The following is a 12,472-nucleotide window of genomic DNA, read 5'->3' as shown; positions in this document are numbered from 1 at the left end:
ACCATGAAAATAAAGGTTTGCGGTTTAAAACATCCTGAAAATATTAAAGCGGTTGCCGCTTTACAGCCCGACTATGCAGGCTTTATTTTCTACGGCAAATCGCCACGCTATATGGCAAACCTGGCGGCAGGTGCGTTGCAAACCATACCCGCCTCTATCAAAAAAACGGGCGTTTTCGTAAATGAAAGCTCTGAAAATATTGATCGCCTGGTCACTGAATATGGTTTTAACGCGGTTCAGTTGCATGGTGATGAAAGTCCGGAATTTTGCGCTGCTTTTAAAGGTAGGGTAACTGTAATCAAAGCTTTTGGTATTAACGAAGATTTTGATTTTGAACAGTTAAAAGATTATGCCAACAATGTCGATCTTTTCCTGTTCGATACCAAAACAAAAGAATATGGAGGCTCGGGCAAAACTTTTGACTGGGCTATTCTTGATCAATATAAACTGGACATTCCCTTCTTTTTATCAGGAGGGGTAGGGCTTGAAAATATAAAAGAGGTTAAAAACATCACACATCCCCAATTTTATGGGGTTGACCTTAACAGCAGGTTTGAAAATGAGCCGGGCTTGAAGAATATCGAAAAATTAAAAGAGGCATTTAAAATCATCAAAAATAAAATACAACAGATGAAATACGGAGTTAACGAACAAGGTTATTATGGCGATTTTGGGGGAGCATATATCCCCGAAATGTTGTACCCTAACGTAGAGGAATTAAGGGAGCAATACCTCAATATCATAAATGACGATGATTTTAAAGCCGAGTTTGATGACCTGCTTAAAAACTACGTCGGCCGACCTTCTCCGTTATATCATGCCAAAAGATATTCGGAAAAATATGGCGCTAACATCTTCTTTAAACGCGAAGACCTGAACCATACCGGCTCGCATAAAATTAACAATGCCATTGGGCAGATCCTGTTAGCAAAACGCCTGGGCAAAAAGCGTATCATTGCCGAAACCGGCGCAGGTCAGCATGGCGTGGCTACCGCTACTGTATGCGCACTCATGAATATTGAATGCGTTGTTTACATGGGCGAAATTGACATGGTAAGGCAGGCGCCAAACGTGGCCCGTATGAAAATGCTGGGCGCTAAGGTTGTACCCGCCACATCGGGCAGTAAAACACTTAAAGACGCTACCAACGAAGCCCTGCGCGATTGGATAGGCAACCCGGTTGATACACATTATATCATTGGCTCTGTAGTTGGCCCGTATCCTTATCCGGATATTGTGGCCCGTTTTCAATCTATCATATCGCAGGAAACAAAGGCCCAGTTGCTTGAGCAAACCGGCAAGGAGTTACCGCAATATGTGATGGCTTGTGTAGGCGGGGGCAGCAACGCTATGGGGATGTTTTATCATTTTATAGAGGATGAGGCTGTGAAACTGGTTGCTGTTGAAGCGGCAGGTAAAGGCGTAAATAGTGGTGAATCTGCCGCTACAACAGCTTTGGGCGATGAAGGGGTGCTGCATGGCAGTCGCACCATATTGATGCAAACCGAAGACGGACAGGTGGTTGAGCCATATTCAATTTCGGCGGGACTGGATTATCCGGGTATAGGGCCGCAGCACGCACATTTGTTTAAAACCGGCCGCGGACAATATGTAAGTATTACCGATGAGGAGGCTTTGCAGGCAGGTTTACTTTGCTGTCAGCTGGAAGGGATTATCCCGGCCATTGAAACAGCCCATGCTTTGGCCCAGTTGGAGAAAATGAAGTTTGAAGCCAACGATAATGTGGTGATCTGCATTTCGGGCAGGGGAGATAAGGACCTGGATACGTATATTAATTATTTCGGGTACTAATTGGTTCATAGTTGATGGTCCATAGACCATAGCTGATCCGTGAAAAAATCAACAGTAAAAAACAAAACTATGGACTATGGTCTATAGTCCATGGACAAATAAAATACAATGAACCGTTTAAACAAACTTTTTGCATCAAAAAACAATAACCTGTTATCTATATACTTTACCGCCGGTTACCCAGCGCTGAACACTACAGTTGATATTGCTGAAGCCCTTGAGAAATCAGGTGCCGATTTCCTGGAGATCGGTTTTCCTTATTCTGATCCCGTCGCTGATGGCCCGACTATTCAGCATAGCTCAGAGGTAGCATTGGAAAATGGCATGAGCCTTAAAGTTTTGTTTGAAGAGCTTGCCGAACTGCGCAGCAGGGTAAGTATTCCTATTTTGCTTATGGGCTATTTTAATCCCATTGCACAATATGGTGTTGAACGGTTTTGTAAAAAGGCTGCCGAGGTAGGTGTTGACGGTATTATTGTACCCGATCTGCCGATCTATGAATATGAAAAAATGTACTCGTCATATTTTATCGATAACGGCCTGAGCAATATATTCCTGGTAACCCCGCAAACATCCGAAGAGCGCATCCGCAAAATTGATGAACTGAGCAACAGCTTTATCTACCTGCTGTCGTCATCAACAATAACCGGCTATAACCTGAAACTGAGTGATAGTGTAGAAGAATACTACAAACGCATTACCGCGATGAAGCTAAAGAATCCAACCATTATTGGTTTTGGGATTACTGATAGCAGCAGCTTTACCAAAGCATGTAATTATGCCAATGGGGCAATAATAGGCAGCAAATTTGTGAAGCTTTTAGGTGAGGAAGGTTATATGGATAACATTGAGGGGTTTGTGAAAGGGATAAGGCCGTAAAAAAATATACACCGGGCGATGAATATTAATGAATAAAACCGAATGTCATTTCGACAGAACCGGTTGTGGAAAATGTGTGAAGGGGGCAGGAGAAATCTTATACGCCTTGTTCTAAAACATGTGTACGGCTCTACAGGCGTAGGAGATTTCTCTTTCGCCCCAGCGCCGATGCCCAGCTGCTCAATCGAAATGACATTTTCTTTTAGTTAAAGATGTGTTCACATAGTAGTGCAATGCCCTGTAATATTTAAGGCTTTTCTACAAATACAACTCCAAATCACCTTTACCTTCACGAACAATATCAAAGTCGCCGGTAGTGCAATCAACTATGGTTGATGGGATGTTGTCGCCATAACCACCATCGATCACAATATCCACCAGGTCTTCATATTTTTCGTGGATCAGCTCCGGATCGGTTGAGTACTCGATAATATCGTCGTCGTCCCTTATAGATGTAGAAAGTATCGGATTACCCAACACACGCACAATTTCGCGGGCTATATTATTGTCGGGCACCCTGATACCAACCGTTTTTTTGTTGGAGCTGAGCATTTTGGGAACCATATGACTGGCATTGAATATGAATGTAAATGGCCCCGGCAACGCTTTCTTGAGCACGCGAAAAGTAGTATTGTCAATCGGTTTGATGTAATCAGAAATATGGCTCAGATCATAGCAAATGAATGAGAAGTTTGCTTTTTCGGGTTTGATGTTCCTGATCTTACAAATGGCCTCAATAGCGCGGTGGTTGGTGATATCGCAGCCTAAACCATAAATGGTATCGGTAGGGTATATGATGAGGCCGCCTTTTTTTAACACCTCAACCACCTGCTCAATAGCCTTTGGATTAGGGTTTTCGGGATATATTTTAATTAACATAAGTATAAAAACAAAGATACAGCTACTTGGTTTAAAAAGCGCTTGAAAATCAAGGTTATTGACATTTGGTAAAACTTGAAATTGATAACTGCCGTTTAGTTCTTTAGTAGTATTTCGAATTTTGAAACTCCTGGGCCTCTTCCAGGTAAAAATATCCTGTTATTAAATGATCGATATCATCAGCCTTTTCTGTCAATGCTTTTTTTAATTTAAGCTTTTGGGTTTCCTCGCCAGTAAAAAATATAGCATTTAATTCATCATCAATATGTTGTTTTAGCAGCTTGATGTAAAGCTGTTTTTGTTTTACTACATTATATTTTTTAAAATCCTTATTCTCTTCATGGTATTTGTATTTATAAACAGAATATTCAGCGTAGCCAAATATACGTGCTTGCTGATGGTCGAAATACGTACCTCCGCCGGCCAGCTGTTCATATATAAAATTTATATCCTGATACATTTTGATCAATTTCTCTCTTTGATCCGCATATTTTTCCTTCCCGGTTTTAAGCATCAGGAAATACGCGTATAAGAGATAATAATTGTCCATCCCATTCTCGCTGCCGTAGTTTATATAACTTGTATCGTTGGGACGGTTACTTAATGGCCCCTCGTTGTAGGTAGCATCCGGAGAAAGCGGTATCTTATTACCCAATTCGGAGTTGTAGTACAGAATTCTTTTTAGCTCTTTTTTTGAGTATTTGATCGTATCTGTTTTAACAGTGCTGATGTTTATAGTGTCGTTTATAGAGGGGGATGTATTGTCTGCTTTAACGATGTTTATCAATGAATTTACTTTTTCCTCTTTTGAGGGTGAGTACATGCTGATATTAGTAAAATAACGAACAGAATTGAAAGGTGTTTCATAAGGCTTGGTTACTCGTTTTAAAATTAACCAATTGAAAGCAAAATCCATCTAAAAACAACAAAGCCATCCCGATTAAATCAGAATGGCTTTGCTATTTAAATTTTAACCTGTTTTGCTGTTTCAATAATGCCGTGTTGTTTGGATCCTTTAACAACAGCGGCATTTTAAAAGTTAAAACACAGCAACAGTATTAAAACAATTAAGCTTGTTTAGTAAACTGTATGTTGATCAACAATTTAATGTCTTCGCCAACTACAATTGAACCGGCTTCGGTTACACCGTCCCAGGTTAAACCGAAATCTTTACGGTTGATTTTACCGCTGATCTCGAAACCAGCTTTGGTATTGCCATAAAAGTCGGCAGCCGAACCACCAAATTCTACGTCGAGCGTTACCGGTTTGGTTTGATCTTTAATGGTCAGGTTACCTTTCAATTCATACTCTTCATCATCAGTTTTGGTAAATGAAGTTGATTTGAAAACAATCTGTGGATATTTTTCAGCGTCAAAAAATTCGGCCGATTTCAAGTGCTCGTCGCGTTGTGTCTGATTGGTGTCAATGCTGTTGATATCTAAAGAGAAATCAATTTCAGCATTTTCAAAATCATCATTATCAGTTAATAACTCACCGTTAAAGCTTTTGAAAAAACCACTCACGGTTGAAATAACCAGGTGTTTAACTTTAAATTGTACTTCTGAGTGCATAGGGTCAATAACCCATTTTGTTGCTGTTTCTGTTGCCATGATTTTTATTTCTTTTTTGTTGATACAAAGATAAGCACAAAAATAGATGTTTAAACATCTATTTTTACTTTTTGACTTTAAAACGACATTGAGTAAGTTTCTTAACCACAAATTTGCCCTATTGTTTAAATTATAAATCTATTTTTATCAAACTTAATAGCCGCTTCATATAAAATTAACTATCCATGAGAAAGCTCTTCGTTGTTTCGTTCTTTATCATATTCAGTATGCTTGCTTTGTGGACTGTCATCTGGCCACCCGCTGCATGGTCGTTCCTGTTCATTGGACCTATATATCTTATCGGTTTTTATGATATGGTGCAGCCTAAGCATAGCATTGTGCGCAATTACCCTGTATTTGGCCACCTGAGGTATTTGATGGAAGAGTTAAGACCCAAAATATACCAGTACTTTATTGAAAGCGATACCAACGGTACGCCTTTTAACCGTCAAAACAGGAGCGTAATTTACCAGCGAGCCAAAAAGGTTGATGACACCCGCCCCTTTGGTACCGAGCTTGATGTTTATGATAATGGCTACGAATGGCTTAACCATAGCATCGCCGCTATTGATCACCATAAATTAAATATGGATCCCCGTGTAAAGGTCGGCGGGGCATCCTGTACGCAGCCTTATATGGCCAGCGTATTTAATATTTCGGCCATGAGCTTTGGTTCGTTGAGTATGAACGCCATACTGGCCCTTAACGGCGGTGCAAAACTGGATAACTTTGCGCATAACACCGGCGAGGGCGGATTGAGTGATTACCACTTGCAACCGGGCGGCGATATCATTTGGCAAATAGGCACCGGCTATTTCAGTTGCCGCCATAAGGATGGTACTATCAACTACAATGCCTTTGCCGAACGCGCGGTGCTGCCACAAGTGAAAATGATCGAGATCAAGCTGTCGCAAGGAGCAAAGCCCGGTCATGGCGGGATATTGCCCGCTGCCAAAGTCACTCCTGAAATTGCACGGATCAGGCTGGTGGAGATGGGGGAGGATGTAGTATCGCCGCCATACCATACCGCGTTCACCAATCCATTGGAGCTGATGGTATTTATTCAAAAGCTTCGGGATCTTTCAGGCGGCAAGCCAATCGGATTTAAATTGTGTGTAGGTCATAAAAGCGAGTTTTTAGCTATTTGCAAGGCCATGGTTAAAACAGGCATTACTCCTGATTTTATTACTGTTGATGGAGGAGAAGGCGGCACCGGCGCTGCCCCGCTTGAGTTCAGTAACTCGGTAGGGATGCCGCTGCGCGAGGCTTTGGCTTTTGTTTATGATGCGCTGACCGGGTTCGATCTTAAAAAACATATCAAGCTTATAGCATCAGGCAAAGTAGCCACGGGTTTTGACCTGGTCAAAAATTTTGCCCTCGGCGCCGATATGTGCAACAGTGCCCGTGGCATGATGTTCGCCCTTGGCTGCATCCAGGCGCTGGAATGCAACACGAACACCTGTCCAACCGGTGTGGCTACACAGGATAAAAGCCTGATGAAAGGCCTGGTAGTGGATGATAAAAAAGTACGTGTGGCAAATTTTCACCGGCAAACGGTGAGCAGCGCCATTCAAATGATAGGTGCCGCGGGTTTAAGCAAACCGTGCGACCTGCACCGCATGTATATTTACCGTCGTGTTAACCACAGCCAGATCCTGACTTATGGCGAGTTGTTCCCTTACATCCCCAAAGGCAGTTTGTTAAACACACCTTATCCGGCATCGTTTGAGTTTGATATGGCCATCAGCAGCGAAAATACGTTTGTGCCTGATTATAGCGGGATTACAAATGTTGACTATAGCAATGTGAGTTCGTATTGAAGAAACTTGAGAGTTGGTGATAGTTAAAAATGGCGCGATTGCCGGTTCAAGCACGAATGCCTGAACCGGCGGGTTATATTGCGAAAGCCCCGCGCTTGAGAGGGAAATTCAAAACACTTAACGGATCTGTTAGCATAATTAATGTCCTACACTTACTACCCTTGTCACTTTCCATTGCCCGTCCTTATACTGCCAAATGTGTACGAATTTCATTAGGCCGATTACCGGTTGGCCGTTTTCGGTATGTGTGAAACGATGCGTACCCATTTCAATAGCGCCAAAACCGGGCATGGGGTAAACCTCAAGCGTTTCTTTAAGCAGGTCGCGGCGCAGGTCGGCGGCTTGTTTGTTTTCAAAAATTCCTTTAAAGCCGGCCATGGTGCCGTCATAGTCGGTTAAGCCCTTACCGTCATTATAAAATTCAACATCGGGCGCAAACAGTGTTTTCATCACTTCTAAATTACGGCCGTTAAAGGCGTTGAACATTACACTATCCATGTGTGCGATGGTGTTAAATAACTGCTGGTCTTTTGGTTTAAAGGCCTTGGTTTGCGCGTTGGCAACCGAGGCAGACAGTATCGCAGTAAAGCCAATAATAAACAGGGTATAGGTTGATTTTTTCATGATATGATAGAGCGTCTAATAATTAATTCACATAAAATAATTAAATAATGTTAATAAACAGAATGTTAAGCTTTAGGCTTTGTGCATTTTGCTTTTAGCTTTATATAAATGTTAAATATATCATCATGACGCGCCACCATGACCGATAGTGACAATGATATAGACCATTTTCATGGTTAAAAAAAACGTATGGTACTCCTGCAATTCATAATTAAGTAAAAATGCTCCCGATTAACATAATTTAACGGTTTATGCCCGGTGCCTGTGTAATATTTGGACTGCATTTTACGTAACTTTACTTATTAAATTAAGCGCAATGAAAAGGAATATCTTTATGATAGGCTTGATGCTTTTAGGCGGTTTGTTTAGTGGCGCCGTAAAGGCCCAGGAAACAGCATCGCTGGTTGCCGATCAAAATCCACGCTACATGGAAAGCCAGGCAAAATATATCAGGGTTGCCGATACCCTGAACAGCCTGCACGGGGTAACCATACAAAATACTTACAAAGCTTACGATTGGTATGAAGCCAAACTGGAACGCCGCCGTCAAAACCGCGCGTGGCGGCATGAGGAACGCATGAACGGATATTATGATTATTCACCGTCATGGGGCTTATATGGCGGCTACTCTTATTCGCCATTTTTAAACTATGGATGGGGCAATCGCTGGGGCGGCTATTATGGTGGCCGCTGGGGCGGCCGTACAAGCATCGGTATCGGTTTTGGCTGGTAACAAATTAAGCAACAATCAATCTAACACATCATAATTTATAATATACTACAAATGAAATTTAACAGGATTTTAACAGTTGCTGCAATAGCAGTTTCAGGGATTTTTATAGCCTCATGTTCAAGGCAGGTTACACGCGTTAGCACCGACCAAACTATTGATGTTAGCGGCAACTGGAATAACAGTGATGCACGAATGGCAGCCGATGAGCTTACCGGAAAAATTTTAGGTGCTAACTGGATAGATACTCACCTTAACGAGCACCAGGGTAAACGCCCGGTAGTTATAGTTGGCTTTGTACAAAATAAAAGCCACGAACATATTGATGCCGAAACATTCTTAACTGATATTGAAAGCTCATTCATCCAATCGCAAAAAGTACGTTTGGTGCAGGGCGGTAAAAAACGTGATGAGTTACGTGCCGAAAAGGCCGATCAGCAAACAAACGCTACGGTATCAAGCATGAAAAAATTTGGCCTGGAAAATGGTGCCGATTATATACTGCAGGGCTCAATCAATTCAATAGTTGATTCGCACAAACGCCAAAAAGTTGTTTACTACCAGGTAAATCTGGAGCTTACCAACATTCAAACAAATGAAGTGGTTTGGATAGGCGAAAAGAAAATTGCCAAATACGTTAAAAACTAAAGCTGGTAAACATCATTGCCCTGAACATGGTACGCCTGTGTTCGGGGCAGTTTGCATTTAATAATGATCAACTTACGTACGCATATTCTCCGGGTATTTTCTTTTATCGGGCTGATGCTTTTTTTATCGGCGTGTTCAACCTATAATCAAAGTGTTGCTCCTTATTACAAAAATGTATCGGCCGGTAACTATCCCCAGGCCGAGAAGGAGCTTGATAATAACAGCCTGATTCAAAAGCCCCGAAATAAGCTCCTGTACCTGATGGAGAAGGGGAGGATCTGCCATTTAAAAGGCGAGTACGAAAATAGCAACAACTACTTTAACCAGGCCGATCAGTTGCTTGATGAAGGTTTGACCAGCGCATCTGACGCCGCTGTTGGCGTTTTGCTTAATTCCGCATCGCAAAGGTATAAAGGAGAGGATTTTGAAAAGTTCATGATCCATTATTATAAGGCGCTCAATTATTTGTACCTGAATAAAACAGAGGATGCAATTGTTGAAGCCCGTCGTATTACTTTACAGGCTCAGGAACAGGGCGATAAGTATAACAATAAAGACAGCCGTTACTCAAACGACGCATTTTCGCTGACGTTGCAGGGGATGTTGTATGAAAGCAACAACGATGTAAACAATGCATTTATATCATACAGGAACGCGGCTGAGATCTACCTTAAAAGTCCTGATAAAACTTATTACGGTACCCCGATGCCCGTTGAACTGGAGGAGGACGTGATCCGCACGGCAAAGCTGAACGGTTTTACAACAGAAGCTGACCAGTTTGAAACAACCTTTGGCATTAAATATGAACCTGTAAAACCATCGGAAGGCGGTGAGCTGATATTTTTTTGGGAGAACGGCCTTGCCCCGGTAAAAACGCAGGTCGACCTGTTTTTTAGCCTGATCCGTAACAGCAACGGCGACTTGTTTTTTACCGATGCTGCCGGAGGCCTGGTAATTCCCTTTAATTACGACGGTGACAGGAACAGGGTGAACACCAAGTCGGTTGAAAGCCTACGGGTTGCATTTCCTAAATATGTTGCGCAAACGCCATATTATTCAAGCGCAAGTATCTCGGTTAATAACCAGGATGCGTCATTGGTAAAAGCTGAAGATATTAATGAGCTGGCATTTAAAACTTTGCAGCAGCGTGCATTAAAAGAAATGAGCGGGATCCTGTCGCGCCTTGCTGTGAAGAAGATAGCCGAATATTCGATACGTGCAGCTGCCAAAAGTGATGGCAAAACCAACGGGTTATTGGAAGGGCTCGGTTATGGCATTCAGCTTTACAGCTTACTATCTGAAAAAGCAGATACCCGCAACTGGCAAAGCCTGCCGGCTTATATTTCTTATGCACGGATCCCTTTGCAAAAAGGAGATAACCAGGTGCATATTACCCTCAAAAATGCCCAGGGCGCCACTGAAACCAAAACCATTACTATACAAGGGAATGGCAGGTTGCAGTTTTATAATTATGCTACCTTGCGATAGCTTGCAACAATATTTGAGATTTTTATATAAATAAAAAAGCCATTTGCTGTTAAGGGCAGATGGCTAATTTATATTGATAGGGTTTAGGTTCGATATTTAAATACTTTTCTAAGTATTTTTCAAAAATAGCTTTAATATCATCTCCTTGAAATACCCCTTTATCAGTATATTTAAGTATTTCACGGTTCGCCTTCAAAAAAACTAAAATATCTACTGCAATTGCCAGCTCAGTAATCTTTCGGTGTATTGAACCATCAATAGTTTTCATCACATATTGAAAGCAGGTTTAAGCCAGTTGTTTTTCCGTTACCGAGACCAGGTTTACCAGTTCGTTCCCGGCAAGTTCAATAGCACCGTCATTCTGTATTTCGATGCAGTTTTCGAGATTGGTGTTGAGTTCGGCAGTGCGGGCTATACGATTGGCTATTTCTTCAGTGTTTTCCCGTCCGCGCCCAACCAGGCGACTTGCAATAGCTTCGGGACTCGCAGTTACTAGTATTACTATCAGATCGGGGTAGAGCCGCTGTGCAACGGGCAGGTATTCGCGCGATCCGTTAACCACCACATTAAAGCCTTTATTAAGCCAGTTGTTTATTTCCTGGCCTATGCCATAGTATTTATCGTGGCTGCCCCAGCTTAAAGCAAACATCCCGGCTTTGCTTCTTAATGCAAATTCCTCATTGGTTAAGCTAACGTGGTTCTCATTGCCAGAAAATGGCGGACGGGTAATATACCGGTGTGCAAATACCACATTTTCCGATCCGTTAATTTGCTTGCGGGCGTAATTCATCAAGGTGTCTTTGCCTGCTCCGGATGCGCCAATAACATAAAATAGCTTGCTCATGGTGGTTTTTTATGGATGAAAAGAGCGGATTGTTTGAACCGCTATATTTTGGATGGTAAAATTACCGATTGACGGCAGGTTGTTTATAGTCAATTTATTACAAGTGTTGTGGTGATGCCGAAATGATCGCTCGGGTACAAGCCGGTTTCTTCATCAGGCACGTTTAATACCACTGCCGAATCGATAAACCGCGGATAATTATCCGTATCAGGGAAAGGCAAAGTGAAAATCTGATCAACACATACCTGTTTGTTGGCTTTGTAATAGGCGTCTGTAAGGCTGTATCTCGGTTCTGTACCATTACCTTCGGTATAACAGTCAGCAGCTTTAGATAATTCCCGGAAAGCCATAACCGCTTCCGAATCGGGTGTAGCATTAAAGTCGCCGCAAACAATGTGGTATGGTTTTGGGGTTTCCTCAATAACAAAACCCGCAAGGGCTTCGGCCTGGGCTTTTCTTAGGCCTTTATGCTGGCCCAGGTGTGTAAGATGGGTAGTGGTAACAGTAACTGTTTTTCCCGATGGCAGGTTTACGTTTACCCGGAAAGCTTTGCGGTCGTTATCTTCGGCTACTACAGGTAAATCAAAACTCCCGGTTTCGGTAACCGGGTAAACTGATAATATGCCCAGGCCCGATGTACTGTTGACCATACTCCCTTCAAACCGTCTTTTTTTGATCGGCCGGGTAAAAAACAATAGTGCATATTTAATTCGGCAGCCAAAAATTTCAGGGTATCAGCATTTGCTTCTTCACTGTAAAAACATTCCTGGCAAGCTATAACATGAGGTTTTAATTGTTTAAGTTGTTTGGCAAGTATGCCCATGCGCACCCGATACTCACCATCACATTTCCATGTATTTATGGTGACAATTTTAACATTTTCCACTCAGGCAATATCAGCAATCTAAATTATACAATCAATATTCGGTAATTATTAGCTGATAACACCGGCCTGGCGATACTGACCAGGAGCCTGCCGGTTAACCCATGTAAAATTTACGGTATAAAAGTTTCAATTGAGCGTGGCAAGAGGCAAGGTGTTTTCGGCAAACAGGTTTATAAAACTATTAATTTCACATATAGCAATTTAAATTTAAACCAGTTCATTAGCTTTAGGCTTTGTGCGTTTTGCTTTTAG

The 12,472-nt window shown here is 42.1% G+C and carries 13 protein-coding genes; 6 read left to right on the top strand and 7 right to left on the bottom strand.

Annotation, left to right across the window (positions count from 1 at the left end):
- Positions 1 to 3: 3 nt before the first annotated feature.
- Positions 4 to 1,812, top strand: coding sequence for a bifunctional phosphoribosylanthranilate isomerase/tryptophan synthase subunit beta (locus tag ACRQ5D_RS32360; protein ID WP_091174432.1), 1,809 nt, complete (start codon positions 4 to 6; stop codon positions 1,810 to 1,812).
- 108 nt (positions 1,813 to 1,920) lie between these two features.
- On the top strand, positions 1,921 to 2,691 hold the full coding sequence (trpA, locus tag ACRQ5D_RS32355) for a tryptophan synthase subunit alpha (RefSeq protein WP_091174429.1): 771 nt from the start codon (positions 1,921 to 1,923) through the stop codon (positions 2,689 to 2,691).
- A 258-nt stretch (positions 2,692 to 2,949) separates the two neighbouring features.
- Here the strand turns inward: trpA and ACRQ5D_RS32350 are convergent, their stop codons facing one another.
- The 3 genes from ACRQ5D_RS32350 to ACRQ5D_RS32340 form a co-directional block, all read right to left on the bottom strand.
- The gene (locus ACRQ5D_RS32350) at positions 2,950 to 3,570 is read right to left on the bottom strand and encodes an L-threonylcarbamoyladenylate synthase (protein WP_090533076.1); all 621 of its coding nucleotides are present in this window, start codon (positions 3,568 to 3,570) and stop codon (positions 2,950 to 2,952) included.
- A 103-nt stretch (positions 3,571 to 3,673) separates the two neighbouring features.
- The gene (locus tag ACRQ5D_RS32345; RefSeq protein ID WP_432327831.1) at positions 3,674 to 4,393 is read right to left on the bottom strand and encodes a hypothetical protein; all 720 of its coding nucleotides are present in this window, start codon (positions 4,391 to 4,393) and stop codon (positions 3,674 to 3,676) included.
- A 244-nt stretch (positions 4,394 to 4,637) separates the two neighbouring features.
- Positions 4,638 to 5,180: a YceI family protein gene (locus ACRQ5D_RS32340; protein ID WP_091174417.1), complete on the bottom strand. Its 543-nt coding sequence runs from the start codon at positions 5,178 to 5,180 to the stop codon at positions 4,638 to 4,640.
- A 185-nt stretch (positions 5,181 to 5,365) separates the two neighbouring features.
- Here ACRQ5D_RS32340 and ACRQ5D_RS32335 point away from each other — a divergent pair, with 185 nt between their 5' ends.
- Positions 5,366 to 7,000 (top strand): FMN-binding glutamate synthase family protein, encoded by a 1,635-nt coding sequence (locus ACRQ5D_RS32335; protein ID WP_091174413.1) that lies wholly within the window; start codon positions 5,366 to 5,368, stop codon positions 6,998 to 7,000.
- A gap of 138 nt (positions 7,001 to 7,138) precedes the next feature.
- Here the strand turns inward: ACRQ5D_RS32335 and ACRQ5D_RS32330 are convergent, their stop codons facing one another.
- On the bottom strand, positions 7,139 to 7,624 hold the full coding sequence (locus ACRQ5D_RS32330; RefSeq protein ID WP_091174409.1) for a nuclear transport factor 2 family protein: 486 nt from the start codon (positions 7,622 to 7,624) through the stop codon (positions 7,139 to 7,141).
- 316 nt (positions 7,625 to 7,940) lie between these two features.
- Here ACRQ5D_RS32330 and ACRQ5D_RS32325 point away from each other — a divergent pair, with 316 nt between their 5' ends.
- From ACRQ5D_RS32325 to ACRQ5D_RS32315, 3 genes are all read left to right on the top strand, one after another.
- Positions 7,941 to 8,357, top strand: a complete 417-nt coding sequence (locus tag ACRQ5D_RS32325; RefSeq protein ID WP_091174405.1) for a hypothetical protein — start codon at positions 7,941 to 7,943, stop codon at positions 8,355 to 8,357.
- A gap of 51 nt (positions 8,358 to 8,408) precedes the next feature.
- Positions 8,409 to 9,002 (top strand): penicillin-binding protein activator LpoB, encoded by a 594-nt coding sequence (locus ACRQ5D_RS32320; RefSeq protein WP_090533063.1) that lies wholly within the window; start codon positions 8,409 to 8,411, stop codon positions 9,000 to 9,002.
- A gap of 114 nt (positions 9,003 to 9,116) precedes the next feature.
- Positions 9,117 to 10,490, top strand: coding sequence for a COG3014 family protein (locus ACRQ5D_RS32315; protein WP_432327829.1), 1,374 nt, complete (start codon positions 9,117 to 9,119; stop codon positions 10,488 to 10,490).
- 49 nt (positions 10,491 to 10,539) lie between these two features.
- Here the strand turns inward: ACRQ5D_RS32315 and ACRQ5D_RS32310 are convergent, their stop codons facing one another.
- The 3 genes from ACRQ5D_RS32310 to ACRQ5D_RS32300 form a co-directional block, all read right to left on the bottom strand.
- Complete coding sequence (locus ACRQ5D_RS32310) at positions 10,540 to 10,758, bottom strand: hypothetical protein (protein ID WP_091174400.1); 219 nt, start codon at positions 10,756 to 10,758, stop codon at positions 10,540 to 10,542.
- Between the two features lie 18 nt (positions 10,759 to 10,776).
- Positions 10,777 to 11,334 carry a phosphonate metabolism protein/1,5-bisphosphokinase (PRPP-forming) PhnN gene (phnN, locus tag ACRQ5D_RS32305; RefSeq protein WP_091174397.1) on the bottom strand — a complete coding sequence of 186 codons (558 nt, stop codon included), beginning with the start codon at positions 11,332 to 11,334 and terminating at the stop codon, positions 10,777 to 10,779.
- 89 nt (positions 11,335 to 11,423) lie between these two features.
- Positions 11,424 to 11,984 (bottom strand): endonuclease/exonuclease/phosphatase family protein, encoded by a 561-nt coding sequence (locus ACRQ5D_RS32300; protein WP_431198791.1) that lies wholly within the window; start codon positions 11,982 to 11,984, stop codon positions 11,424 to 11,426.
- Positions 11,985 to 12,472: the final 488 nt, after the last annotated feature.

It is taken from the genome of Mucilaginibacter sp. P25 (assembly GCF_050859465.1).
Classification (GTDB): domain Bacteria; phylum Bacteroidota; class Bacteroidia; order Sphingobacteriales; family Sphingobacteriaceae; genus Mucilaginibacter; species Mucilaginibacter gossypii.
Note: the sequence above shows the minus strand (reverse complement) of the source record. Positions and strands in the feature narration are given on the sequence as shown.

What these genes read in the sequence shown, in the direction of transcription:
- ACRQ5D_RS32360 (WP_091174432.1), top strand. Translation starts at nt 4, where the DNA reads ATGAAAATAAAGGTTTGCGGTTTAAAACATCCTGAAAATATTAAAGCG.
- trpA (WP_091174429.1), top strand. Translation starts at nt 1,921, where the DNA reads ATGAACCGTTTAAACAAACTTTTTGCATCAAAAAACAATAACCTGTTA.
- ACRQ5D_RS32350 (WP_090533076.1), bottom strand. Translation starts at nt 3,570, where the DNA reads ATGTTAATTAAAATATATCCCGAAAACCCTAATCCAAAGGCTATTGAG.
- ACRQ5D_RS32345 (WP_432327831.1), bottom strand. Translation starts at nt 4,393, where the DNA reads ATGTACTCACCCTCAAAAGAGGAAAAAGTAAATTCATTGATAAACATC.
- ACRQ5D_RS32340 (WP_091174417.1), bottom strand. Translation starts at nt 5,180, where the DNA reads ATGGCAACAGAAACAGCAACAAAATGGGTTATTGACCCTATGCACTCA.
- ACRQ5D_RS32335 (WP_091174413.1), top strand. Translation starts at nt 5,366, where the DNA reads ATGAGAAAGCTCTTCGTTGTTTCGTTCTTTATCATATTCAGTATGCTT.
- ACRQ5D_RS32330 (WP_091174409.1), bottom strand. Translation starts at nt 7,624, where the DNA reads ATGAAAAAATCAACCTATACCCTGTTTATTATTGGCTTTACTGCGATA.
- ACRQ5D_RS32325 (WP_091174405.1), top strand. Translation starts at nt 7,941, where the DNA reads ATGAAAAGGAATATCTTTATGATAGGCTTGATGCTTTTAGGCGGTTTG.
- ACRQ5D_RS32320 (WP_090533063.1), top strand. Translation starts at nt 8,409, where the DNA reads ATGAAATTTAACAGGATTTTAACAGTTGCTGCAATAGCAGTTTCAGGG.
- ACRQ5D_RS32315 (WP_432327829.1), top strand. Translation starts at nt 9,117, where the DNA reads ATGCTTTTTTTATCGGCGTGTTCAACCTATAATCAAAGTGTTGCTCCT.
- ACRQ5D_RS32310 (WP_091174400.1), bottom strand. Translation starts at nt 10,758, where the DNA reads ATGAAAACTATTGATGGTTCAATACACCGAAAGATTACTGAGCTGGCA.
- phnN (WP_091174397.1), bottom strand. Translation starts at nt 11,334, where the DNA reads ATGAGCAAGCTATTTTATGTTATTGGCGCATCCGGAGCAGGCAAAGAC.
- ACRQ5D_RS32300 (WP_431198791.1), bottom strand. Translation starts at nt 11,984, where the DNA reads ATGGTCAACAGTACATCGGGCCTGGGCATATTATCAGTTTACCCGGTT.